Origin of the sequence: Campylobacter taeniopygiae, from assembly GCF_005406225.1 — a bacterium.
Classification (GTDB): Bacteria; Campylobacterota; Campylobacteria; order Campylobacterales; family Campylobacteraceae; genus Campylobacter_D; species Campylobacter_D taeniopygiae.
In genome coordinates, this window is record NZ_NXLY01000004.1 from 99943 (window position 1) to 125055 (window position 25113).

29 protein-coding genes are annotated in these 25113 nt (G+C 29.8%); 14 read left to right on the forward strand and 15 right to left on the reverse strand.

Annotated features, from left to right (window positions below):
• Positions 1-4 precede the first annotated feature (4 nt).
• Complete coding sequence (locus tag CQA75_RS03000) at positions 5-655, forward strand: potassium channel family protein (protein WP_137623579.1); 651 nt, start codon at positions 5-7, stop codon at positions 653-655.
• On the opposite strand, the gene CQA75_RS03005 is transcribed toward CQA75_RS03000, so the two are convergent.
• The 4 genes from CQA75_RS03005 to gltX are packed head-to-tail and all read right to left on the reverse strand — an operon-like array spanning position 652 to position 4575.
• Positions 652-1323, reverse strand: coding sequence for an MqnA/MqnD/SBP family protein (locus tag CQA75_RS03005; RefSeq protein WP_137623580.1), 672 nt, complete (start codon positions 1321-1323; stop codon positions 652-654). The genes CQA75_RS03000 and CQA75_RS03005 overlap by 4 nt on opposite strands.
• Before the next feature lie 2 nt (positions 1324-1325).
• Positions 1326-1955 carry a uracil phosphoribosyltransferase gene (gene upp, locus CQA75_RS03010; protein WP_137623581.1) on the reverse strand — a complete coding sequence of 210 codons (630 nt, stop codon included), beginning with the start codon at positions 1953-1955 and terminating at the stop codon, positions 1326-1328.
• On the reverse strand, positions 1952-3187 hold the full coding sequence (locus CQA75_RS03015) for a malic enzyme-like NAD(P)-binding protein (RefSeq protein ID WP_137623582.1): 1236 nt from the start codon (positions 3185-3187) through the stop codon (positions 1952-1954). Before CQA75_RS03015 ends, upp begins: the two co-directional genes overlap by 4 nt.
• A complete protein-coding gene (gene gltX, locus CQA75_RS03020) occupies positions 3184-4575 on the reverse strand; it encodes a glutamate--tRNA ligase (RefSeq protein ID WP_137623583.1) in 1392 nt (463 codons plus the stop codon). The genes CQA75_RS03015 and gltX overlap by 4 nt, the downstream gene beginning before the upstream one ends.
• A gap of 64 nt (positions 4576-4639) precedes the next feature.
• On the opposite strand from gltX, the gene CQA75_RS03025 reads away from it, so the two are divergent.
• Positions 4640-5455, forward strand: a complete 816-nt coding sequence (locus CQA75_RS03025) for a hypothetical protein (RefSeq protein WP_137623584.1) — start codon at positions 4640-4642, stop codon at positions 5453-5455.
• Positions 5456-5484: 29 nt separating this feature from the next.
• On the opposite strand, the gene CQA75_RS03030 is transcribed toward CQA75_RS03025, so the two are convergent.
• Together CQA75_RS03030 and accB are read right to left on the reverse strand one after the other, a co-directional pair.
• Complete coding sequence (locus tag CQA75_RS03030; protein WP_137623585.1) at positions 5485-6816, reverse strand: acetyl-CoA carboxylase biotin carboxylase subunit; 1332 nt, start codon at positions 6814-6816, stop codon at positions 5485-5487.
• 2 nt (positions 6817-6818) lie between these two features.
• Entirely contained in the window at positions 6819-7274 is a 456-nt protein-coding gene (gene accB / locus CQA75_RS03035) for an acetyl-CoA carboxylase biotin carboxyl carrier protein (RefSeq protein ID WP_137623586.1), read from the reverse strand.
• A 137-nt stretch (positions 7275-7411) separates the two neighbouring features.
• Between accB and dcd the strand changes: the two genes are divergently transcribed.
• From dcd to CQA75_RS03060, 5 genes are all read left to right on the forward strand, one after another.
• Positions 7412-7972 (forward strand): dCTP deaminase, encoded by a 561-nt coding sequence (gene dcd, locus CQA75_RS03040; protein ID WP_137623587.1) that lies wholly within the window; start codon positions 7412-7414, stop codon positions 7970-7972.
• Positions 7973-8043: 71 nt separating this feature from the next.
• Positions 8044-9048 (forward strand): UDP-N-acetylglucosamine 4,6-dehydratase (inverting), encoded by a 1005-nt coding sequence (pseB, locus tag CQA75_RS03045; protein WP_137623588.1) that lies wholly within the window; start codon positions 8044-8046, stop codon positions 9046-9048.
• Positions 9048-10178: a UDP-4-amino-4,6-dideoxy-N-acetyl-beta-L-altrosamine transaminase gene (gene pseC, locus CQA75_RS03050; RefSeq protein ID WP_137623589.1), complete on the forward strand. Its 1131-nt coding sequence runs from the start codon at positions 9048-9050 to the stop codon at positions 10176-10178. The genes pseB and pseC overlap by 1 nt, the downstream gene beginning before the upstream one ends.
• Positions 10171-11499: a DUF4910 domain-containing protein gene (locus CQA75_RS03055; protein ID WP_171000071.1), complete on the forward strand. Its 1329-nt coding sequence runs from the start codon at positions 10171-10173 to the stop codon at positions 11497-11499. Before pseC ends, CQA75_RS03055 begins: the two co-directional genes overlap by 8 nt.
• A gap of 21 nt (positions 11500-11520) precedes the next feature.
• The gene (locus CQA75_RS03060) at positions 11521-12297 is read left to right on the forward strand and encodes an AAC(3) family N-acetyltransferase (RefSeq protein WP_137623591.1); all 777 of its coding nucleotides are present in this window, start codon (positions 11521-11523) and stop codon (positions 12295-12297) included.
• Here the strand turns inward: CQA75_RS03060 and CQA75_RS03065 are convergent.
• The 7 genes from CQA75_RS03065 to CQA75_RS03095 are packed head-to-tail and all read right to left on the reverse strand — an operon-like array spanning position 12294 to position 16619.
• Positions 12294-13046 (reverse strand): SDR family NAD(P)-dependent oxidoreductase, encoded by a 753-nt coding sequence (locus CQA75_RS03065; RefSeq protein WP_137623592.1) that lies wholly within the window; start codon positions 13044-13046, stop codon positions 12294-12296. The two genes, CQA75_RS03060 and CQA75_RS03065, sit on opposite strands and share 4 nt — an antisense overlap.
• On the reverse strand, positions 13043-14101 hold the full coding sequence (locus tag CQA75_RS03070; RefSeq protein WP_137623593.1) for an aromatic ring-hydroxylating oxygenase subunit alpha: 1059 nt from the start codon (positions 14099-14101) through the stop codon (positions 13043-13045). Before CQA75_RS03070 ends, CQA75_RS03065 begins: the two co-directional genes overlap by 4 nt.
• Before the next feature lie 15 nt (positions 14102-14116).
• Positions 14117-14476: a 3-oxoacyl-[acyl-carrier-protein] synthase III C-terminal domain-containing protein gene (locus CQA75_RS03075; RefSeq protein ID WP_137623594.1), complete on the reverse strand. Its 360-nt coding sequence runs from the start codon at positions 14474-14476 to the stop codon at positions 14117-14119.
• Positions 14457-15080, reverse strand: coding sequence for a beta-ketoacyl-[acyl-carrier-protein] synthase family protein (locus tag CQA75_RS03080; RefSeq protein WP_137623595.1), 624 nt, complete (start codon positions 15078-15080; stop codon positions 14457-14459). Before CQA75_RS03080 ends, CQA75_RS03075 begins: the two co-directional genes overlap by 20 nt.
• Positions 15081-15094: 14 nt before the next feature.
• Entirely contained in the window at positions 15095-15319 is a 225-nt protein-coding gene (locus CQA75_RS03085) for a phosphopantetheine-binding protein (RefSeq protein WP_137623596.1), read from the reverse strand.
• Between the two features lie 23 nt (positions 15320-15342).
• Positions 15343-16371 carry a ketoacyl-ACP synthase III gene (locus CQA75_RS03090; RefSeq protein WP_137623597.1) on the reverse strand — a complete coding sequence of 343 codons (1029 nt, stop codon included), beginning with the start codon at positions 16369-16371 and terminating at the stop codon, positions 15343-15345.
• A gap of 23 nt (positions 16372-16394) precedes the next feature.
• Positions 16395-16619 carry an acyl carrier protein gene (locus CQA75_RS03095; RefSeq protein ID WP_137623598.1) on the reverse strand — a complete coding sequence of 75 codons (225 nt, stop codon included), beginning with the start codon at positions 16617-16619 and terminating at the stop codon, positions 16395-16397.
• A 230-nt stretch (positions 16620-16849) separates the two neighbouring features.
• Between CQA75_RS03095 and CQA75_RS03100 the strand changes: the two genes are divergently transcribed.
• Both CQA75_RS03100 and CQA75_RS03105 read left to right on the forward strand, forming a co-directional pair.
• Positions 16850-18361 (forward strand): amino acid adenylation domain-containing protein, encoded by a 1512-nt coding sequence (locus CQA75_RS03100; protein ID WP_137623599.1) that lies wholly within the window; start codon positions 16850-16852, stop codon positions 18359-18361.
• Positions 18362-18370: 9 nt separating this feature from the next.
• Entirely contained in the window at positions 18371-18598 is a 228-nt protein-coding gene (locus CQA75_RS03105) for an acyl carrier protein (protein WP_137623600.1), read from the forward strand.
• A gap of 74 nt (positions 18599-18672) precedes the next feature.
• On the opposite strand, the gene CQA75_RS03110 is transcribed toward CQA75_RS03105, so the two are convergent.
• Together CQA75_RS03110 and CQA75_RS03115 are read right to left on the reverse strand one after the other, a co-directional pair.
• On the reverse strand, positions 18673-19887 hold the full coding sequence (locus CQA75_RS03110; RefSeq protein WP_137623601.1) for a DUF2920 family protein: 1215 nt from the start codon (positions 19885-19887) through the stop codon (positions 18673-18675).
• 29 nt (positions 19888-19916) lie between these two features.
• The gene (locus CQA75_RS03115; protein ID WP_137623602.1) at positions 19917-21134 is read right to left on the reverse strand and encodes a DUF2920 family protein; all 1218 of its coding nucleotides are present in this window, start codon (positions 21132-21134) and stop codon (positions 19917-19919) included.
• Between the two features lie 76 nt (positions 21135-21210).
• Here CQA75_RS03115 and pseF point away from each other — a divergent pair, with 76 nt between their 5' ends.
• From pseF to CQA75_RS03140, 5 genes are all read left to right on the forward strand, one after another.
• Positions 21211-21909: a pseudaminic acid cytidylyltransferase gene (gene pseF / locus CQA75_RS03120; RefSeq protein WP_137623603.1), complete on the forward strand. Its 699-nt coding sequence runs from the start codon at positions 21211-21213 to the stop codon at positions 21907-21909.
• Positions 21893-22717, forward strand: a complete 825-nt coding sequence (pseG, locus tag CQA75_RS03125; RefSeq protein WP_137623604.1) for a UDP-2,4-diacetamido-2,4,6-trideoxy-beta-L-altropyranose hydrolase — start codon at positions 21893-21895, stop codon at positions 22715-22717. Before pseF ends, pseG begins: the two co-directional genes overlap by 17 nt.
• The gene (gene pseH / locus CQA75_RS03130; RefSeq protein ID WP_137623605.1) at positions 22714-23181 is read left to right on the forward strand and encodes a UDP-4-amino-4,6-dideoxy-N-acetyl-beta-L-altrosamine N-acetyltransferase; all 468 of its coding nucleotides are present in this window, start codon (positions 22714-22716) and stop codon (positions 23179-23181) included. Before pseG ends, pseH begins: the two co-directional genes overlap by 4 nt.
• 34 nt (positions 23182-23215) lie before the next feature.
• The gene (locus tag CQA75_RS03135) at positions 23216-23845 is read left to right on the forward strand and encodes a formyltransferase family protein (RefSeq protein WP_137623606.1); all 630 of its coding nucleotides are present in this window, start codon (positions 23216-23218) and stop codon (positions 23843-23845) included.
• A 96-nt stretch (positions 23846-23941) separates the two neighbouring features.
• Entirely contained in the window at positions 23942-25111 is a 1170-nt protein-coding gene (locus tag CQA75_RS03140; RefSeq protein WP_137623607.1) for an ATP-grasp domain-containing protein, read from the forward strand.
• Positions 25112-25113 lie beyond the last annotated feature (2 nt).

The window sequence follows — 25113 nt, forward strand, 5'->3', positions numbered from 1 at the left end:
AATTATGAAAAATAATAGTTATGGAATTATCGGTCTTGGAAAATTTGGATCAGTCGTTGCAGAAGAATTGATCTCTGCAGGAAATACTGTAATCGTTGCTGATAAAGATGAAGAAGCTTTAAAAAATATATCTAATCCTGCAAGTTATGCGTATATACTTGATTCTACAAATGTGACAGCTTTAAAAGAAGCAGGGTTTCACGATGTTGAGGTGGTTATTGTAAGTATTGGAGATAATGTTGAAAAATCAATTCTTACTTTAATGGCTCTTAAAGATATAGGGGTTAATAATATCATCGCAAAAGCTACTTCAAATATCCATGGGCAAATTTTATCCAAACTTGGAGCTACAAAAGTCATTTATCCTGAAAAAGAAAGCGCAAAAAGATTGGTTAAAGAATTTCTTGTTAGAGAAAGTGAATTTGAAGTGTTTGATTTATCAGCAAATACCATTCGAGCTATTAAAATCAATGTAGATGAAAAATTAGCTGGAAATTCACTTAAGCATATTGCACAAAATATGAGAGTGATCGCTTATAAAAAATTAAATAATGATTGGGAAATATTGCCTGATTTTGAAACAACAATAGCCTATAGTGGGGATGTGATTATACTACTAGGAACGGTCAAGGAATTAAGAAATTTTGAGTATTAAATTTCTTTTTTAAATTTAACCGCATCAACAAAACGTTTTAAGGCCTTTTTTTCCTTATGAGTTATATTATAATAAATAATCTCACTTAAATAATATCTAATATCTTTAGCTGATATTTCCTTTTTTTGAGCATATTTTTGAAGTATGTATTGTGGAATTTTGATTTTTTCTCTAGCAAATTTATTTAAAATTTTAGAAAAATAAATCTTTTTTTGCATACATGAAAAACGGGCAAAAACAAAAGGTAAATTAGTCTTTTTATACCACAAATCACACAAATCTATATAAGCATTAGGATCTTTTATATAAAGTTTTAAAGCCTTATCACCTATGATAACCCTACCCTTTAAGCCTAAAACTTGAGAAAGCGCATTTGATGTAGCCGAGCTAGGATCTTTAGCTTTGAATGAATTTCTTTCAACCAAAACACTTAAAACTTTTTTATTAGCACAAATTCCAACATCTAAATTTTTATATTTTTTTCTAACGCTTTCAATGCTTGAAGTCATAGCACCATCAACTCTGCGATAGAATAATTCCTTATTAAAATGACTAGGCTCACCTTTTTTATAAAAAAGCGTTGCTTTAAAGCCATTAGGTAAAGGATATTTTTTAAGATAAACACTTAAAGGCAACAAATTAATATAATCAAATTTACCAAAAATCATAATTAGCCTAGAGTGTTAAAAACTCTATCTCCTGCATCTCCAAGTCCTGGTACTATATAACCTTTTTCATTTAAATTTTCATCAATAGCGGCCACATAAATTTCTATATCTTCATGCACTTTTCTAAAATTTTCAATTCCTTTAGGCGTGGCAAGTATTGAAATAAATTTAATTTTTTTCACGCCTTTTGATTTTAAAAATTTACAAGCCTCTATTGCGGTTCCACCCGTGGCAAACATAGGATCTATAACAATAGCTACGCGTTTAGCTGCATCTTGTGGAATTTTTTCAAAATAAAAATCCGCCTCAAGAGTTTCTTCATTTCTTGCAAAACCCAAAAAACCTACACTAGCATCAGGAATCAATCTAAAAACACTCTCAAGCATACCCAAAGCAGCTCTTAAAATAGGACAAATCATAATTTTTTCATTTAGCTTTTTTACCTTAGCATTTGAAACAGGAGTTTGGATTTGAATTTCTTTTAAATTCAAATCCTTAGTTGCTTCAAAAAGTAAAAAAGTTGAAATTTCATCAATCAACATTCTAAATTGAAAAGGCTTAGTACTTTGATCACGTAAAAGGCCTAATTTATGTTCTATTAAAGGATGATTTGTGCAAAAAACTTTATTCATTTTAGACTTTCAAAATAGGCTTTTTCGTCAAACTCCTTAATCAAAGTCACCCCATCTTTAACCGCTGCTGCAGCTACTGCAGTGCTTACTGCTGCCCTTACTCTTTCATCAAAAGGTTTTGGGATCACATAATCTCTACCAAATTCTAAAAAGTCAATTTCATAAGCCTTTTTAACCGCATCACTCACAGGCAATTTTGCCAAATCAGCCAAGGCTCTTGCTGCAGCTATTTTCATATTTTCAGTGATCTTAGTCGCTCTTACATCCAAAGCACCTCTAAAAATAAAAGGAAAACCTAAAACATTATTGATTTGATTAGGGTAATCACTTCTTCCAGTGCCTACGATCGCATCTTTTCTAAGCCTTGCAACATCTTCAGGCATAACCTCTGGAATAGGATTTGCCAAGGCAAAAATAACAGGATCTTTAGCCATTGATAAAATCATCTCATCATCAAGAATTTTTGGAGCACTAAGTCCTAAAAATACATCCGCTCCTTTTAAGGCCTCTTTTAATGTCTTTTCTTTAGAATCCACAGCAAATTCAAGTTTTTGCGGGGTTAAATCATTTCTATCTTTACTAACCACACCTTTGCTATCGACTAAAACAATATGTTCAACTCCTAAATTTCGATACATTTTAGCACTAGCAATTCCAGCAGCTCCGGCACCACTTACCACCACTTTAATATCTTTAAATTTTTTTCCGCTAATTTCCATCGCATTCATAAGTCCAGCGGTCGATATAATCGCTGTTCCGTGCTGATCATCATGCATGACAGGAATTCCAAGATCTTGTAAAGCCGCTTCTATCTCAAAACATTTTGGTGCTGCAATATCTTCTAAATTAATTCCACCAACTGTTGGGGCTAAAGCTTTACAAAAAGTAACAATTTCATCAACACTATGAGCATTAATTTCTATATCGTAAGCATTAACATTAGCAAATTTTTTAAACAAACAAGCCTTGCCTTCCATAACTGGCTTAGAAGCTTGTGCTCCAATATTTCCAAGTCCTAAAACCGCAGAACCATCACTTACAATAGCCACCAAATTTGCCTTATTTGTATAAAGATATGCTAATTCTTTATCTTTAGCAATTTCCAAACAAGGCTCAGCTACACCTGGGCTATAAGCTAAAGATAAATCATGACTTGTGTCCATTGGTTTTAAAGGAGTGATACTAACTTTACCACCCAAATGATATTTTAAAGCCTCTTCTTTTAAATTCATTTTATTATCCTTTTTGAAAAAATTTCCATTCTCTTTTTACATTCCTCAACCCCTAAAAACTCTAAAACCTCAAAAATACTAGGGCTTACAGCCGTACCGGTTAAAGCAATGCGTATAGGTTGGGCAAGTTCTTTTAATTTTACATCATTTTTTTGTAAGAATTCATTAGTAAAACTTTCAAAATCACTCGCAAGACTTTGGCTGCTTAACTCATTTGCATATTTTTTTAATAAATCAAGATTTTTTTCATTTACAAATTTATTGACGGCTTGCTCATCATAACTTTTAGGAACTTCTATAATGCTTTTAGCCCCGCTGATAATTTCAAGTAAAGTTTTAGCACGTTCTCTTAAAAGATCAAGTAAAAATTCTGCTTTTTCATAAACTGACAAATCAAATCCAAGCTCTTTAAGTTGGTGATTGATCTCTTCAAAAGGCAAAGTTTTAATATAATGTGCGTTAAGCCACTCTAACTTTTTAAAATTATAGCAAGATGCACTTTTATTGATGTGATTTGGATCAAAAAGTTTTTTTAAATCTTCAAGTGAAAAAATTTCATCATCTCCATGGCTCCAACCCAAACGCACAAGAAAATTCAGTAAAGCTTGAGGCAAAATTCCCATAGCTTTATACTCCATAACATCAGTAGCTCCATGACGTTTTGAAAGTTTTTTTCCATCTTCTCCGTGAATCATAGCCACATGATAAAATTTTGGAATTTTAAAGCCTAAAGCTTCATAAAGAATGATTTGTTTTGGGGTATTAGAAAGATGATCATCCCCGCGAATAACATCACTAACTCCCATTAAAGCATCATCAATGACAACGGTAAAATTATAAGTAGGCGTTCCATCACTTCTTGCAATAATAAAATCATCTAAAATATCCTCGACCTTAAATTTAACCTCACCCTTAACGCCATCCATAAAACAAATTTCTCCACTTTGCGGTGCTTTTATGCGAACAACAGGCTCTATTCCTTGAGGCGGCGTACCTTTAAAATCTCTATATCTTCCATCATACTTTGGACGCTCTTTAGCTGCTTCTTGTTTGGCGCGTAATTCTTCTAATTCTTCTTTACTCATGTAGCAATAATAGGCCCTGCCTTCATCTAAAAGCTTTTGAATATATTTTTTATAAATATCAAAACGTTCAGACTGATAAGTCACTTCTCCATCATGATCAAGCCCGCACCATTTAAAAGCCTCAAGAATTGCTTGTGTGGCTTCTTTAGAATTTCTTTTAAGATCGGTATCTTCGATACGAAGTAAAAATTCACCCTTATTTTTTCTAGCATACAAATAACTATAAAGCGCGGTTCTTAATCCTCCTATATGCAGATATCCAGTAGGACTTGGTGCAAAACGAGTTACAAGTTTTTCTTCCATTTTTTGCCTTTTCTTAAATTTTTATTGATATAATGCGATATTTACACTTAAATAAAGGTTTGAAATGAAAAAAATTTTATTAAGTTTTTGTTTTTTTGCAAATTTAGCAAGTGCAAACACTATTGATGCTATTGCCATAGTTGTTGATAAAGAGCCAATTACAACTTATGATATCAATGAAAAAATGGAAAAATTGCATCTTTCTAAAAATGAAGCCTTGCAAGTTTTAATCAATGAAAAAATGGAAAAATCTCAAATGAAAAAATTTGGAATTTTTACAAGTGAATTAGAGCTTGATAATGCTATTAATAACATGCTTTCTCAAAACAATATTACACTTGATATGCTTAAGGCTGATCTAAAAACTAAAGGGCAAACTTACGAACAATTTAGAGAAAATTTTAAAAAAGATTTAGAAAAAAGAAAATTATACGATCAAATAATTAGCACAACTAAGATAGATTATAGCGATATAGGTGCTAAAAAATTCTTTGAACAGCATCAAGATAAATTCAGTATTTTTACAGAAATTGCTGTAAAAATTTACACCTCTAAAAATATAAAATTTTTAGAATCTTTAAAAAGTAGTAAAAAAACTATGCTTAAAGGTGAAAATGCTATTTTAACTCCAGAAAATGCAGATCCTAGACTTTTAAGCCTTTTATCTCAAGTTTCTACGGGTGATTTTTCTCCGATTTTAAATTCTAAAAATGGCTATCAAATTTATAAAGTAGAAAGCAAAAGTGGCATACAAGCACCAGAATTTGAACAAGTTAAAAATGATGTTTTAAACGCTTATGTTAGCGAACAAAGACAAAATTACATTCAAGATTATTTTGATAAATTGCGTTCAAAAATAAATATAGAATATTTAAGATGATTAAATTTAGGATTAAATCCTAAATTTAATCAATGTCTAGAGAGATAATTTGTATCGTAATTGTTTTTAATAAAATCTTCATTATCCATCATAGCAAGATGAAAATCTTTAGTCGTTTTAATACCCCCAACGATAAGCTCATTTAAAGCTACTTTCATTTTAGAGATGGCTTTATTGCGATCTTCTGCCCAAACTACAAGTTTTCCTATCATAGAATCATAATAAGGTGGCACAGAATAATCCTGATAGCAATGACTTTCCATTCTAACATTACGTCCAGCTGGAGCGATGTATTTTGTGATCTTACCTGGGCAAGGTAAAAAGGTTTGAGAATCTTCAGCGGTAATTCTACATTCTATAGAATGTCCTTTAAGAATAATATCCTCTTGTTTTGGCAATGTATAACCTTCCGCAACTCTAATCATTTGTTCAATAATATCAATACCACTAACCATTTCACTCACACAATGTTCAACCTGCAAACGTGTATTCATTTCTATAAAATAAAAATCTAAATTTTTATCCACCAAAAACTCAAAAGTTCCTGCTCCTTCATAACCAATCGCTTTAGCCGCCTTAATTGCGGTTTCATGAAGTCTTGAACGTGTTTTTTCATCAAGTAAAATTGCTGGAGATTCTTCAATTAATTTTTGATGGCGTCTTTGCATAGAGCAGTCTCTTTCTCCTATGTGGATCACATTTCCAAAACTATCTCCGATCACTTGCACTTCTATATGGCGTGGATTTTGGATATATTTTTCCATATACATAGTGCCATCTCCAAAAGCCGTCATCGCTTCACTTTCAGCAGACCAATAAGCTTTCTCAAGATCCTTTTCATTTTCAACAACCCTCATTCCGCGGCCACCACCACCCGCTGCAGCTTTTAAAATCACAGGATAACTGATTTCTTTAGCAAGTTTTTTAGCCGCTTCAGCACCTGCTAAAGCTCCATCACTTCCTGGAATTACCGGCACACCTGCTCTTTGCATCACTTGTTTTGCTTTACTTTTATCACTCATTAAATTCATAGCCTCTACAGAAGGACCTATAAATTTAATATTATGTTTAGTACAAATTTCAACAAAATTTTGATTTTCACTTAAAAAACCATAACCTGGAAAAATGGCATCTGCTTCAGCAATTTCAGCTGCGGTAATAATAGCTGGAATATTTAAATAACTTTCAGAGCTTCTTGCTTTTCCTATGCAAATACTCGCATCAGCATATTTTAAATATAAAGCATCCTTATCCGCTTCAGAATACACACAAATCGCTTTTTTACCCATTTCTTTAATGGTTCTTAAAGCTCTTAAAGCAATCTCTCCCCTATTGGCTATTAAAACGCTTTTAATTTCCATAATTATAATTTCTCCACTGTAAATAAAGGCATACCAAATTCTACAGGCTGTCCATCAGCAACTAAAATTTCTACAATTTTACAATCAAATTCAGCCTCAATTTCATTCATAATCTTCATAGCTTCAATAATAGCAATCGCATCGCCTTTTTTTACAGTACTACCTACTTTTACAAATGGAGCAGCACCTGGGCTTGGAGCTTGATAAAATGTCCCTACCATAGGGCTATTAATGGTTGGATTATTGGATTTTGTATGATTAGAAGAATGTGTTTCATTCACAACATTCACATTGATAGGTTGTGGAGCTGGAGTCGTAGGACAAACCGGCGCTGGAATATCACAACACATATCCCTTTCAAGTTCAATTTCAAAACCATCTTGTTCTTTAATCTTAATTTTACTGATATTAGCTTCTGCAAATAAATTGACTAATTCTTTAATCTCTTCTTTTGTCATAAATTTCTCCTGATTTTAAGAACTTAATCTAGTATTATATTGAAAAACTTAAAATTTAACTTTAAAAAAACAAAAAATTCCTAAAAATATAAAAAAATAAGCTATAATCTCTTAAAAGAATTTAATTAAGGTTAAATATGGGTTTAAAAGCGGATAATTGGATCAGAAAAATGGCGCTTGAGCATAAAATGATCGAGCCATTTTGTGAAGCAAATATAGGCAAAGGGGTTGTGAGCTACGGACTTTCAAGCTATGGGTATGATATACGCGTGGGACGTGAGTTTAAAATTTTTACTAATGTTAATTCTACAGTGGTTGATCCTAAAAATTTTTTAGAGGAAAATGTGGTTGATTTTGTAGGTGATGAATGCATCGTTCCGGCTAATTCTTTTGCATTAGCAAGAACAATAGAGTATTTTAAAATGCCTGATGATGTTTTGGCTATTTGTCTTGGCAAAAGCACTTATGCAAGATGTGGAATTATAGTCAATGTAACCCCATTTGAGCCTGGCTTTGAAGGGCATATCACCATAGAAATTTCAAACACTACTCCTTTACCTGCTAAAATTTATGCCAATGAAGGTATAGCCCAAGTTTTATTTTTACAAGGTGATGAAGCGTGTGATACAACTTATCGCGATAAAAAAGGTAAATACCAAGCCCAAACAGGTATAACCTTGCCTAGAATTTTAAAATAAATTTTATGGAACATTTATTGCTTAAAATTCTTAAAAAACATTGAAATAAAAATATTTATAAAGGAGGATAAATGTTTAACGGAAAAAATATTCTTATAACAGGTGGAACAGGAAGCTTTGGAAAGGCTTATACTAAAATTTTACTCCAAAATTACAAGCCGAATAAAATCATTATTTTTTCAAGAGATGAATTAAAACAATTTGAAATGGCAATATCTTTTAATCAGCCTTGTATGCGATATTTTATAGGCGATGTAAGGGATAAAGAAAGACTAAGTTATGCTATGAATGATGTTGATTTTGTTATCCATGCAGCTGCTATGAAACATGTTCCTGTGGCTGAATATAATCCTATGGAATGTATAAAAACCAATATCAACGGTGCACAAAATGTTATCGATGCTTGTTTAGAAAATAATGTTGAAAAATGTATCGCACTCTCTACGGATAAAGCATGCAATCCGGTTAATTTATATGGTGCAACCAAGCTTGCAAGTGATAAGCTTTTTGTTGCGGCTAACAATATCGCGGGAAATAAAAATACAAAATTTAGCGTCGCTAGATATGGAAATGTCGTAGGTTCTAGAGGCTCTGTAGTGCCATTTTTTAAAAAGCTGATTAAAGAAGGCGCTAAAGAATTGCCTATTACGGATGAGAGAATGACAAGATTTTGGATCAGCCTTGAAGATGGGGTTAAATTCGTTTTAAACAATTTTGAAATTATGCATGGTGGAGAAGTTTTTGTTCCAAAAATTCCATCAATGAAAATTACAGATTTAGCCCACGCCTTAGCACCTGATTTGAAAACAAAAATTATAGGCATTAGACCTGGAGAAAAACTGCATGAAACAATGATTTCAAGCGATGATAGCCATTTAACTTATGAATTTAACAAATACTATGTCATTAGCCCAAGTATTCAATTTACAAATGTTAAAAGTGATTTTAGCGTTAATGCTAAAGGAGAAAAAGGACAAAAAGTTAAAGATGGTTTTTCTTATAGCTCTGATAACAATAAAGAATGGGTGAGTGAAAAAGATCTTTTAGATATCATCGATCATACGGAATTTGAATAATGCTTACCTATTCTCATCAAAATATCGACCAAAGCGACATTGAAGCGGTTATTGATGCCTTAAAGGGAGAAATTTTAACCGGTGGAAAAAAGGTTGAAGAATTTGAACAAGCTTTATGTGAGTATGTGGGTGTAAAATATGCTTGTGTTTTAAATTCTGCCACCTCAGCTTTGCATCTAGCCTATAGTGTTTTAAATGTAAAAAATAAAACCGTTCTTACCACACCTCTTACTTTTGCGGCAACAGCCAATGCAGCTTTAATGGCTGGAGCAAAGGTTGAATTTATCGATATTAAAAGCGATGGCAATATCGATGAAAAAAAAATAGAACAAAGATTAAAAACAAAAAGCGATGATATAGGGGTGATTTGCGTTGTTGATTATGCGGGCAATAGTGTCGAAATGGATGAAATTTATAAGCTTTGTAAAAATTATAATATTCCCTTAATCGATGATGCAAGTCACGCCTTAGGGGCTTATTATAAAGGCGAAAAAGTCGGTAAAAAAGCCGATTTAAGCATTTTTTCTTTTCATCCGGTAAAACCTATCACTACCTTTGAAGGCGGTGCTGTTGTAAGTGACAATGAAGAGCTTATAAAAAAAATCAAACTTTTAAGAAGTCATGGCATAGTTAAAAAAAGACTTTGGAATAGCGATATGATCGATCTTGGTTATAATTACCGCTTAAGTGATGTCGCTTGTGCTTTGGGGATCAATCAACTTAAAAAATTAGACCACAATTTAGAAAAACGAGAGGAAATTGCCCAATTTTATGATAAAGAATTTGAAAGAAATCCTTATTTTTCTACTATTAAAATCAAAGATTATAAAAAAAGCTCAAGGCATTTGTATCCTATTTTGCTTTTTCCTGAATTTTATTGCCAAAAAGAAGATATTTTTAAAGCTTTACTAGATAAAGGTATTGGTGTGCAGGTGCATTACAAACCTACTTATGAATTTAGTTTTTATCAAAAACTTTTAGGGCAAATAAGACTTGAGAATGCGGATAATTTTTACAAAGCAGAACTTAGCATCCCTTGTCATCAAGAAATGAATTTGCAAGATGCTAAATTCGTAAAAGATACTTTATTTGATATACTTGAAAAAACTAAAAAGGAATATTGTGGATAACCTTGATTTTAGAAGTGCTGATTTTGAAGATACTAGCAAAGCGATGTATGAACTCGCTAAAGAACTTTTCCCAATCTGCAGAAGTATAACAGGACAAGGCTTTAGAGATAGTTTGCAAATTTTAAATGATGCTCTGGGGGGGGGTATTTTACAAATTCACTCGATCCAAAGTGGAACAAAAGTTTTTGACTGGATAGTTCCACCTGAATGGCATATAAAAGATGCTTTTATCATCACTCCTGATGGAGAAAAAATTTGTGATTTTAAAAAGCATAATTTACATATTTTAAACTACAGCGAAGGTATCGATAAAGAAATAGAGCTTGATGAATTGCAAAATCATCTTTACTCACTTGAAGAAAAACCTGATGCTATTCCTTATATAACGAGTTATTATAAAAAGCGTTGGGGATTTTGCATCACACACAATGAAAGAAAAAAACTCAAACAAGGAAAATATCGCGTTTTTATTGATGCTAAGCACGATGAAAATGGTGTTTTAAATTACGCAGATTTTATCATCCCTAGCACTCAAAACTCTAAAGAAGAGATTCTAATCTCTACTTATCTTTGCCACCCCTCTATGGCAAATAATGAATTAAGCGGCCCGATAGTAGCGATCTATCTTGCTAAATGGCTTTTAAATTTAAAAGAAAGAAAATATAATTATCGTTTTGTCATCGTCCCTGAAACCATAGGCTCTATCGTTTATATCCATAAACATTTAAAACATTTGCAAAAACACACTAAGGCAGGTTTTGTGCTCTCTTGCTTAGGTGATGATAACACTTACTCACTTGTGCATTCACCTTCTCAAAACACCCTTTCAGATAAAGTTGCTTTACACACTTTAAAAAATAAAGAAAATTTTAAAGAATATAGTTTTTTAGATCGTGGATCCGATGAAAGGCAATACAATGCTCCTCTTGTGAATTTAGGTGTTGTAGGAATATGCAGATCAAAATATGCAAAGTATCAAGAATATCACACTTCTAAAGATAATTTAAATTTCATCAGTCCTAAAGGTTTAATGGGTGGGCTTAAAACTATGCAAGAAATCATTTTAAATGTAGAAATCAATGAAATTTATGAAAATACTATTTTTTGCGAACCCAATCTTGGAAAACGAGGACTTTATCATACTTTAAATGCTTCCATAAATCGCCCTCCTTTGACCGCTAACATCTTGGCTTATTGCGATGGTAAAAACGATATCATCGATATCGCTGAAATTTTAAATATGCAAGCTTACGAATTTAAAGATCTTTTGGAGGAAATATTAGAATTTAAACTTTTAAAAACATCAAATATGAAGACTTGATTTACATCTAGAGGAACTCTTATGAAAGATTTATTTAAATATCAAGATAAAAAATATACCCAAGATGATTTGATTAAAACCCTATACAATTTAGGCATAAAAAAAAGTGATATTATCTGTGTTCACAATGAAATTTATAGTTTTGGCATACCGCTTTTACCTATTAAAGATTTTTTAAATGCTCTAATAGAATGTCTATTTGAAGTTATAGGAGAAAATGGAACCTTAATTATACCTACTTTTACCTATAGTTTTTGCAATAATGAAGTTTATGATAAATTAAATTCAAAATGCACAGTAGGAGCTTTAGGAGAATTTTTTAGAAAACAAACTGGGGTAAAAAGAACCAATGATCCTATTTTTTCCTTTGCAATTAAAGGCGCTAAAGAAAATTTATTTTTAAATCAAGAACAAGAATCTTGTTTTGATGAAAATTGTCTTTATGCTATTCTTGTAAAAAATAAGGGTAAAATTTTAAATTTTGGAAATAAAGATTGTTTTACCTTTGCACATTATCCTATGGAAAAAGTTGGAGTTGATTATAGATATTTTAAAGAATTTAAAGGCTTAATTATTGATGAAAAAGGCCAAAGTTATCACAAAAGCATTCAATATTATGTAAGAAAACCCGATGCTTATGAAACGGACGAAAAAGTGATTAAATTTTTAGAAAAAAAAACTTATTTTAATAAAATAGCCTTTGGTGGAACTTTTTTAAATTTAATTGATGCTCAAGCGTTTTATGAAGATTTGATTCAAGCTTATAAACAGGATGGTCATATTTTTAGAGCTAATTAATACAAAACTCTGCCACCATCCATAACAATGCTTTGCCCACTCATCCAAGCACTTAAAGGACTGAGTAAAAAAACACATAGATTAGCAATATCATCTTCTTTACCTACACCCAAAGGATATAATTTTTCAAGCTCTAGATTATAACCATCGCTTCGGATGCTAGAAGCCTTATGAGTCATTTCTGTATCAACATGAGCAGGTAAGATGCTATTAATCCTAAAGTTAAATTTCGCAAAATCTTTCACTAGACTAGTAGCAAGGGTATTAAGAGCACCTTTTGAAGCATCATAAACACTCATTGAGGATACGCTCATTTTTAAAGAAGCCGAGCCGATTAAAACGGTACTTAAATTTTCTGATTTTCTTTTATCATAAAGACATTTTAACAATTCCAAACAACTAAAAAAATTTACATCAAATACTTTTTTCGCCTCTTCTATATCAATCATTCTTAGCGGTTTAACGCATGAAGTTCCAGAAAAATAAGCCATAGCATTAATTTTTCCATGCTCTTTTACAATATCATCTACCAAATTTTTAATCCCATCTTGAGCATAGAAATCATAAATTTTATATTCTAAATTTTTACATTCTTTTTGCAATTGCTTTAAATTTTCTTCACGTCTTGCTATAGCTATAACTTTAGCCTCAAGAGAATCTAAAATTTTACATGTTTGTTTGCCTAAACCACTACTTGCCCCCGCAATTAAGCAAATTTTATCTTTTAAATGAAAAAAATCTTCTCTCATTTTTCCTCCTTCATTGCCTTTTCATATTGTTCATGGAAATATAAAATCCTTTTTTCTGAATTTCTAGCATAATTGAATTTTAAATCATCCAAAAATAAACTTCCTTGTATCAAATTAGTCGCTTGCGCATCTTCTTTAAAAATCGTTTTATTCATCGATATAACTTCATTTGCAAAAAGCTCAACATCATGCTTTGCTTTTGCTATATAATTTCTTGAAATAAAATGCGTTTTATTGAAAGTGTGAGGAAAATAATGTTGTATAGAATAAGCATAACCAAAAGTAGAACTAATGATAGTAAATGGAAACAAATGATAAGAAAAATATTTATCCTCAAAGTAATTATCCTCTAAAAAAATAGCTTGATTTCTTTTTAATTTAGAATAAATTTTTTCATCTTTAATTTCTCCACAAGTTTTAGAATTAAAACCTATAAATTTTGGATTGTCTTCTAAATTTAAAATTCCTAAAGATTTTGGGTGTACACAGTCTACATGATAAATTTCTAAACTATTTTCTACACCCACTTTCCAATTAGAATGATAATTAATTGGAGCGTTAAGACCATTAAAACGATCAATGCTTTTACTGATTTGTTCCAATTCTTCATAAAAGCCTTTAAGTTGTTCTTTTAATCGTATTTTTGGATTATGAGAAAAAAAGATAAAATCTCCGCAAAATGCAAGTTTAAGCTTAAAAAGATCGATCTTTTCATTTTCATCAAATTCGCTTTTCATCGCAATAGAAAGTTTTTGATTTTTATAAGTCCAATGATGATAAAAACATTTTATTTCTCCATTGGATTTGAAAATACTTTCATTATTTCCAAAATTTAAAAGTTTAGCTCCACGATGAGGACAAATATTATAAAAAGCGACAATACTACCTTTATCGTTATAAATTACGACTTCAAAGTCATAAATTCTTAAGATAATATAATCTTTATCATTTTTAATTTCTTCCTTATGGCAACCAAAAATCCAAAATTTTTTATATAAATTTTCACATTCTAATTTTTCAGTGTCAAAATGGATATAATCATTAACTTGTTTCATCTTTTTTCCAATTCATTATTTTTTATAAATTAAACTACAAGAACAATCCAAATTTTCTAAGATGCAAGTTCCTATAGAAAAGCCGACTCCAAAACCCATAAGCATCACATTTTTATAATCTTGATCCTTAGTATCGCTGATAAGTAAAGGGATAGAATTTGAACTTGTATTTCCAAAATTTTTCATATTATTTGGAAGCTTTCCTTGAACGCCTAGTTTTTCCTCTAAATAAGAAAGCAAAAAAGTATTAGCCTGATGAAAATACAATTTAGTAAGTTCTTCTTTTTTTAAAGAAGCAAACTCTAGTATTTTTTTAAATTCTAAAGGCAAGTATTTAAGAGTAAAATCGAAGACTTCAACCCCTTTCATTTGCATATACCCCCCCCCAATAAGGAGCTATGATGCAATCATATCCTTCACCCAAAGTCTTAAAACAAAAATAACTCTGACAAGCTTTGTTTTCAATTGCAGTACAACTTACACCATCTCCAAAAAGAAAAGCAGTGTCTCTAGCATTGAAATCCACCACATCACTACTTACATCACCAGTAAAAAGCAAGATTCGTTTTAAGCCATTAGCGATATAATTGTAAGCGATATTAAGCCCATAAACATAACCACTACAACCCAAATTCACATCAAAAGCTAAGAAATTATCCTTCCTTAATCCCAAAACTCCCTGTAAATAACAAGCCATAGCTGGAAAGCGAAATTCATTACTTTGAGAAACCACTATAATAGCATCAATACTATCTTTATCCCAAGAAAGAGTTTTTAAGGTTTCATCAGCTGCCATTAAATACAAATCACTGATTTTTTCTTTATCTTTATTAAGAATATATCTTTGCTCAACGCCGATTTGCTTAATGATCTTTTTCTTATCTTTTTCATCAAAATTGTCAATTTGAGAATTTACAATTTTTTTACTTGGCACAACAGAACAAATATGTGCTATGCTTCCTTGATGAAATTTTTGCATACTCAAGCTCCAAATTAATCAATTTTAGCTAATTTTAAAACATCTGATACAGTTTTCAAACTAGCGATTTGATCTGAAGTAATATTCATTTGCAATTTTGCATCAAAAAGAGTTATTAAACTCAAAAAAGCCAAACTATCCCAATCTTCAAAATCAGCCAAAACGCTATCCTCTTTTAGCATTCCTTCATCTAACATCAAAATTTCTTCTAGCGCTTTAAACATTTCTTGTTTATTCATTTTTATTTATCCTCCTTATTAAATTAAGCAAACAATAATTCACTTTTAAAATCAAGTTTATTAAAAAAAACAACTCCTATAGATAAGCCTACTCCAAAACCCGCCATAATCACATTTGATTTTTGGCAAGATTTTTCCTCTGCTAATAAAATTGCTATAGAAGCAGAAGAAGTATTTCCATAGTTCTTTTCAAGCGGCAAACACTCATTTTTAATTTTTAATTTTTTCCTAATTTGAATTAAAGCATAATAATTTGCTTGATGAAGAAAGAAACTACTAATATCTTCAACTTCTAAATTTTGTATTCTTAAAAGCTTTAAAATAACATTTGGAACATTCTGACAAATAAAAACAAAGACATCCAAACCCTTCATCTCCATACAAGATTTAATATTAATATTTCCATCTTCATCTTGGTATTCTTTAAAAGAATCTTCACATATAGGATGTGCACTTCCACCATGCGGAACGATTATGGCATTTCTTCCCGATCCATCGGTTTCAAATATAAAATCCGCCTCAAAACCTGAAGCATATTCCAAAGCTGTACAACTAGCTGCATCACTAAACAAAAAAGCCACTGATCTATTTTTAGAGTAGATAAAATCATTAACCGAATCTCCTACAAACATTAAAATTTTATCACAATTTTCATTTAAATGACTCATGGCACAAAAAAGTCCATAAATATATCCTGAACACCCCATTACCACATCATAAGCAAAACAATCCTTACTTAATCCTAATTCATCTTGCAATAAAACCGCTGTAGAAGGAAATCTATATTCATGACTTTGCGAAACAACAATTACTCCTTTGACTTCTTCTTTTTTCCAGCCCAATTTTTCAATGGTTTGCAAACCTGCTTTTTTATAAAGACTCATCATGGTTTCATTAGCATCTCTATTTAAAACGTAACGCTCTTTAATTTCCGAAAGATGAATAATTTTACCTTTAGTTATTTCATCAAAATAAGGATTATCTATATTTTGAACCTTTTTAGAAGGAAAAATCCCACATACATAAGAAATTTTTACATTTTTTAACTTCACTTTAATCAATCCATATTCATAAATTATACAAAGTTTCCAAGCTTTAACAAATCTTTAACAGTGTGTAACTTTCTAATTGCTTCGAGATCAATTTCCAATTTAAGTTCCTGCTCAAATAGAGTAATAATCTGTAAAAAAGCAATACTATCAAAATCCGAAAAAGAATTAAGCTCCATTTCTTCTTTTAAGTCATCCTCATCTGTCATTAAAATTTCAGCAATGGCTTTTAAAAATTCTTTTTTATCCATAAAAATCTCCAAAAAATCATGAAAATATTAATACATCCTAATATCGTCTATTATTAAATAAAGATTAATATATTCTAACACATTTTTTATAAATTAACTATATCTAAATTAACAAATCCTTAAAAATATTAAAATAATATTTTATTCTAAGAATTTACCTATAATCTCAATTAAACATTAATTAAAAGAAAATAAGATAGAATATCAAAAGACTGCAAACAAGGAAAATCATGCTCACCCACATCTATAACTTCCTAGAAAAAAGTGTTGAAAACTTTAGTGAAAAAATAGCCTTTGTTGAACCTTTTGCCAAAGAAGGTAAAAAAGAAATCACTTATAAAGAATTTGATCTTTATTCTAAAAAAGTTGCTAGTGAAATTTTAAGAACTTTAGATAATAATACCTTACCTTTACAAAAAGCCATTCTTATTATCTTACCTAAAGGCATTGATTGTTTGATTTCTTTTTTTGGTGTAGCCTTAAGTGGAAACTTTTATACACTCTTAGATGAAAAAAGTCCTAAAGAAAGAATAGAAAAAGTTATAGAAGTTTTAAAACCAAAACTTCTAATCACTTCTAAAGAATTAAAACTAGATTTAAATTTACCTACTCTTTATACACAAGATTTTCAAAGTTTTAATATCGATGAAAATCTAATCACTAAAGCTAAAGAAAACCATATCGATACTAATTTACTTTATGTACTTTTTACTAGTGGGAGTACTGGAATTCCTAAAGGAGTAAGTATAGCTCATAAGAGTGTGATTGATTATATGTTTTGGTTTTGCGATGAATTTGATATTAATAAAAATGATATTTTAGCTAATCAAGTTCAATTTTATTTTGATGTTTCGGTTTCAGATATTATGGCAACCATATTTAAAGGTGCGACTTTGCACATCATCCCTAATCATATCTTTGCCTTTCCTGCTAAAGTCTTACAATGCTTAGAACAAGAAAAAGTAAGTACAATCTTTTGGGTGCCTTCAGTGTTGATTTATTTTGCGAATACTGAAGCCTTGGATGATTTTAATTTATTAAATTTAAAAAAAATACTCTTTGCAGGCGAAATCATGCCCAATAAACAATTAAACATTTGGAGAGAACATCTACCTCAAAGTTTATTTGCCAATCTTTATGGTCCTACTGAAATCACAATCATTGCTTGTTTTTATACTATCAACCGCCCTTTCAAAGATGATGAACTCTTACCTATAGGTAAAGCTTGTAAAAATACAGAACTTCTAGTCTTTGATGAGAATATGAATTATATAAGTCCTAAAGAAATAGGCAAAAAAGGAGAATTATATATAAGAGGAACTTCTTTATCCTTAGGATATTACAATGATAAAGAAAAAACAAACAAAGCTTTTATACAAAATCCTTTGCATGATAATTATTTAGATTTACTCTATAAAACAGGAGATATTGTTGCTTATAATGAATTTGAAGAATTATTGTGTTATGGAAGAGCGGATAATCAGATTAAATACATGGGTCATAGAATAGAATTAGGAGAAATAGAAAGTATTATTAACTCTCATGATAAAGTAAGAAACTCTGCTTGTATTTTTAAAGAAGAGATCATTTGTTTTTATGAGAGTAAAGAAGAAATTGATTTTAGAATGTTTTTAAAAGATAAATTACCTCTTTACATGATACCTAAACATTTTAAAAGAATAGATAGTTTTAAACTCAATCAAAATGGTAAGATTGATAGAAATTATTATAAAGAACTTTAAGGAGAGAAAATGAAAGAGATTAAACAGTTTTTTATCAATATAGGCAGAGCTGATGTTGATGAGAATATGGAAGAATTGATTAGCGAAGATATTATTGACAGTGTAGATATGATGGCTTTGGTTAGTGAGATAGAAAAACACTATAAAAAAACCTTAAAAGCAAAGTTCATCACTCCTGAAAATTTTGAAAGTTTTGCAAGCATTAAGCAAATGTTAGAACTTGCCATGAAAGATTAACTTGTTTGAATTTATTTCAAGCAAGTTTAAAAATCTAAATATAAAGTTAAATTTGGGATAAAAATTTTTATCTTTTAGATAATTTCTAGCTTAAATTTATCCCCTTCATCTTTAAATTTAAACACTCTATTTTTGCAAGGATAAGAAATAGAATTTTCCTTCATAAGAAATTTTTTATTTTTTAATTTTTCAAGCATTAAAGGAAGTTCTTTTTTAAATAGAGTTCTATTATTTAACCTCATACCATGTTCTAAACTTCTAATATATTTACCATCGATATCTTTTTCATCTTGGATTAAATGTAAAGTTGCATCAAGATTAAGTTGCTTTAAGCATTTATAAAGTTCTATTTTATCTTGAGCGCATACAAGCAAATCTTTAGCACTATGATAAGACACATAAATTATATTTGGATTAGCATTAGCCCCAAGAATAAGATGAGAAGAATTTAAAATCGCTCTTATCATATAATTTTCATCTTTAAAATAATAAGGTGAATTAGGATCTTTTCTTGTCCAATGGGTTTTCAAAAAGCAATAAATATTTGTATTTTTATTTGAAAAAACAAATTCTGGCTGCTGTATATCTCTACCAAGTATATAGTTTAAATTTGGCAAAATAGGCCCTGAATTATCAATCGCTCCATCCACATACCAAGGAGCAATTTTAGCTATAAGTAAAGAAAGGTATCCACCGTATGACCCCCCCCCGTAGATCTTTGGTAAATTTGCAAATTGTGGATAATTTTTAGCGATATCTTTTAAGGCATTGATATGATCAATAGCAGCCATAATGCCATAGTTTTGATATTCATCATTAGGTGGGATAAAATCGCAAGTTAATTCTACTTTTTGATTTAACTTGATTTGTCCTCTTTGTTTCATAGTTTCTAATTGCTCATCAATAATAGGAATGATTTGAGAAAAATTATTTTCATCTGCTTTTATATGTGCTAAATCAATATTTTTTAAGATCTGATTAATATGTATTAAATCTTCTTTATTTGGAACAAGTTTAGGGTTATATTTTTCATCAACACTTTTTCTAGAACAAAAACAATGATAAAAAACATTCACCACAACGACATCAAATTTTTTAGCGATATATTCTCTATCAAAGTCTAAAAAAGAAATATTAGCATTAGCTCCATATCCACCGATTACAAAAACTATAGCTTTCATTTCTTTTTCATCATCATAAGTTATACGATATTCTAGTTTTGAAGTTCTTTTAATATTAAGCTCTACATCATCACAAGAAGAAATTTCATAAGTTTTATTGACAAGCATTGATAACCTTTTGATATTTTAAACAGAATTTAAATAATCTCAAGCTTAAATTTATCCCCTTCATCTTTAAATTTAAAAACTTTGTTTTTACAAGGATAAGAAATAGAATTTTCTTTCATAGGAAATTTTCTATCTTTTAATTTTTCAAGCATTAAAGGAAGTTCTTTTTTAAATAGAGTTCTATTATTTAACCTCATACCATGTTCTAAACTTCTAATATATTTACCATCGATATCCTTTTCATCTTGGATTAAATGTAAAGTTGCATCAAGATTAAGTTGTTTTAAACATTTATAAAGTTCTATTTTATCTTTAGCAGGAGTATTAATATCTTTAGTGCTGTGATAAGAAACATAAATTATATTTGGATTAGCATTAGCCCCAAGAATAAGATGAGAAGAATTTAAAATCGCTCTTATCATATAATTTTCATCTTTAAAATAATAAGGAGAATTAGGATCTTTTCTTGTCCAATGGGTTTTGACAAAAAAACGAATAGAACTATTAGATAAATCTTCATAATAATCACATAATCCAGTATCCCTACCTAATAAATACGCCAAAGAAGGTAAAGCATCTCCTGAATTATCAATCACACCATCCACACACCAAGGAGCAATTTTAGCTATAAGTAAAGATAAGTATCCACCATACGATCCTCCACCGTAGATCTTTGGTAAATTTGCAAATTGTGGGTAATTTTTAACAATATCTTTTAAGGTATTGATAAAATCAATAGCAGCCATAATGCCATAGTTTTGATATTCATCATTGGGTGGGATAAAAGTTGAAGTAAAGCAAGCTTTGTAATCTTGTGGAATTTGGTTATTTGATTTTAAATTTGATATATGTTCTACTAACATTTTAGCAATCAATGGAGCATTTTGAGAAGTAATTTCATCTTTTGTAACTAAATTAAATTGAGTTAAATTTTCTTTTAATGTAATTATATCTTCTGGTTCAAATTTTTTATAAGCACTGTACTTTTCTTCATTGGATCTTCTTTGACAAAAACAATGATAAAAAACATTCACTACAACGACATCAAATTTTTTAGCGATATATTCTCTATCAAAATCTAGTAAAGAGATATTAGCATTAGCCCCATATCCACCAATTACAAAAACTATAGCTTTCATTTCTTTTTCATCATCATAAGTTATACGATATTCTAGTTTTGAAGTTCTTTTAATATTAAGCTCTACATCATCACAAGAAGAAATTTCATAAGTTTTATTGACAAGCATTGATAACCTTTTAATATTTTAAAGATGATTATACTTAAAATTTGGTAAAATAAAATAAAAAATAAAAGTGGAAAATATGAAAAATCTTTGCATTATACCTGCGCGCGGAGGGTCAAAAAGAATTCCTAGAAAAAATATCATAGATTTTTTAGGAAAACCTTTAATCTCTTATAGTATAGAAAGTGCTTTAAATTCGCAAATTTTTGATGAAGTTATCGTTTCAAGTGATGATGAAGAGATTATCGAAACAGCTTTAAAATTTGGCGCAAAAGTACCTTTTAAAAGATCCACTCATTTAAGCGATGATTATGCTTCAAGCACTGCTGTAATCCAAGATGTGATACAAATTTTGCAAAAACAAGGGCAAAATTATGATCATGTCTGTTGTCTTTATGCTACAGCACCGCTTATCAGTGCTGATATCTTAAAACAAGCCTTTGAAAATTTTATAAAAAATAAAAGCCAATTTTTATTTAGCGCTTGCGAATTTGACTATCCTATACAAAGAGCTTTTTATTTGGATGAAAAAAAACAAGTTTATATGTTTGATGAAAAATACTACCAAAGCCGCTCTCAAGATCTTACTAAAGCTTATCATGATGCGGGAGCTTTTTATTTTGGCACTAGCAAAGCTTGGCTTGAAAATGATTTTATGTTTAGACCGCATTCTAGTGTATTTTTACTGCCAAGGAATTTGGTTTGCGATATCGATACACCTCAAGATTTGAAATTTGCAAAGATACTTTATAGGGTAAATTATGAAAGTTTTATTTAGAAGTGATAGTTCAACTCAAATAGGCTTTGGACATATTAAACGTGATCTAGTTTTAGCAAAACAATACGAAGATGTAAGCTTTGCTTGTTTGCCTTTAGAAGGCTCTTTGATCGATGAAATTCCTTATCCTGTTTTTGAATTGCAAAGTGCTAGTATTTATGAACTTATCCATCTTATCAAAGAGCATAAATTTGATTTGCTTGTGATTGATCATTATGAAATTACAGCTGATGATGAAAAATTGATCAAACTCGAAACTGGAATTAAAATTTTAAGCTTTGATGACACTGTAAATCCCCATCATTGCGATATTTTACTCAATGTCAACGCCTGTGCAAAAGCGAGTGATTATGAAGGCTTAGTTCCTTTTAAGTGTGAGCTTAGATGCGGATTTTCCTACGCTTTAATTAGGGATGAGTTTTATATCGAAGCTAAGGAAAAAAGAGAGAAAATATGGGATTTTTTCATCTGTTTAGGGGGAACAGATATAAAAAATCTTTCTTTAAAAATAGCAAGTGATCTTCCAAGCAACAAAAAAATAGCCATCGCCACAAGCTCTTCAAATAAAAACCTTAAAAAACTTAAAATTTTAGTCAAAGAAAATCCCAATATAAAGCTTTTTATCGATTGTGACAATATCGCTAAACTGATGAATGAAAGTGAAAAACTCATCATCAGTGCAAGCTCTTTAATCAATGAAGCATTACTTTTAAAGGCTAAATTTAAAGCTATTTGCTATGTTGAAAATCAAAGGCCAACGGCTGATTGGCTTGCTAAAAAAGGCTATGAAGTGGAGTACAAAATTTGATTGAGTTAAAAAAATTCATAGAGCTTAATGAGCAAGAAATCACCCTAGTTTGGCAATGGAGAAACGATAAAAAAGTTAATGAATTTATGCACACTAAGAACTTCGATATGCAAGAACATAAGAATTTTATCCATAATTTAAAACAAGATATGAGTAAAAAATATTTTTTAGTGTTTAAAGATAAAGAGGCTATAGGTGTGATCGATTTTGTTAATATTAAAAAAGAAAGTTGCTATTTTGGACTTTATGCAAGGCCTGATTTAAAAGGTGTAGGGCAAATTTTAATGGATGAGGTTAAAAAATATGCCTTTGAGATTTTAAAAATGAAAACACTAAAAGCACAGGTCTTTAAAAATAATGATAAAGCCTTAAAACTTTATCTTAACAATGATTTTAAAATTGAAAAGGAAAATAAAAATATGCTTAATTTGTATTTATCTAATTACGGGGGGGGGGTAGAATAAAATTTTGCTTACCTTTTGATCAAAGGTTTGCAGCATGAAAATAGCCATATTAACATCCCCAAAACAATGGTTTATAGAGTATGCAAAACAGCTTCAAAAACTTATCAATAACTCTCAACTTTTTTATTCTCATGAAGAAATTAAAAATTTTGACATAGTATTTATTCTTTCATATCACAAAATTATCGAAAAAAAATTTTTAGACAAAAATAAGCATAATATAATCATCCATGCTTCAAAATTACCTCAAGGCAAAGGATGGTCTCCACTTTTTTATCAAATTAATGAAGGAAAAAATGAAATCGTATTCTCCCTATTTGAAGCTGATGAAAAAATGGATAATGGAGATATTTATATTCAAAAAACTCTAAAATTAAATGGCTTAGAACTATATGAAGAGCTTAGAAAAAAACAAGCTCAATGCACCATAGATTTGTGCTTAACTTTTTTAAAAAATTACCCAAATATTAAAGCAAAAAAACAAAAAGGTGAAGAAAGTTTTTATCCTAAAAGAACACCAAAAAATAGCCAATTAGATATTAATAAAACCATAAACGAACAATTTAATCTTTTAAGAACAGTAAGCAATGAAGAATTTCCGGCATTTTTTTATAAAGATGGTAAAAAATTTATAATAAAAATTTATCCCGATTGTACAGACTAGGTAAAAAATATTTACATAGTTAAAAAATCGATGTATAAATTTTATATTTTTGTAATATTTTGCTATAATTTAAATTAAATTAATTTAAGAGAATTCATGAAAGATAAGCATTTTTTTATCATCGGTGGTGGTGATTTACAGGCAAATTTAGTATTAAAAATAAAAAAAGATTTTATTACTCATGTTTTTGATTATGATGAAAATTGTTTTTGTAAAGATTTAGCAGATTATTTTCACCCTATTTCTATTGCAGATAAAGAAAAAATTCTAGAATTAGCTATAAAATTTAATATAGTAGGCGTTGCTACTGCTGCTACAGAACTTGGAAATTTAACAGCATGTTATATCGGAGAAAAACTCAATCTTGGAACTAATTCTTACGAATGTGCTAAAAATACTACCGATAAAAGCTTAATGAAAAAAGTGTTTGAAAAATATAATATCAATCATGCTAAATATTTTATACTCAAAGATGAAAAAGATTTAGAGCAAATTACTCAATTTCCTATTATTATAAAACCAAGTGATAGAAGTGCTGGAAGAGGAGTTGTAAAAGTATTTGATAAAGAGAATTTAAAAAAGCGTTACTATGAAGCTAAGGATTTATCTTACAATAAAATCGTTTTAGCTGAAGAAGTTCTAAAAGGAAGACAATTTAGCGTAGAAACGATAAGTTCTCATGGCAAACACCAAATCGTAGCTATCACAGAAGAATATTTAAGAGAGGGTGAATTTGCGGATGACTTTTTAGAGACGCAACAACTTATACCTGCAAGAGTTAATCATTTTGAAAAGCAATTAATCGAAAGTGAAATTATTAAGGTTTTAAATGCTTTTAAAATCGATTTTGGCGCCTCTCATATAGAAATTAAACTTGATAAAGAAAAAGATCTTTTAAAAGTATTTATAATAGAAATAGCTACGAGGGCTGGAGGGTGGCGTGATGTACTTATACATCATTCTTATAATATAGATTATTTACAATTCTTAATCCAAAGTTCTTTAAAACAAGAATTACAAAAAGTAAATAAAAAAGCTGAAAATTTTTGTCTAGTTAAAATGATTTTCACCAAAGAAGACTATGAGTTTTATAAAAAAATAAAAACCCTAAAACCTCAAATGATTGTAGAAGAAATGCTTTTTATTGACAATGAGAAAGATTTTTCATATTCTTCTTCATTGATGGATTCTAAAGGGTATTATTATTTAAAAATTTCAAAAGATGATGATCCTGAAATTTATATTAAAGCAACTCAATTATCTTAAGT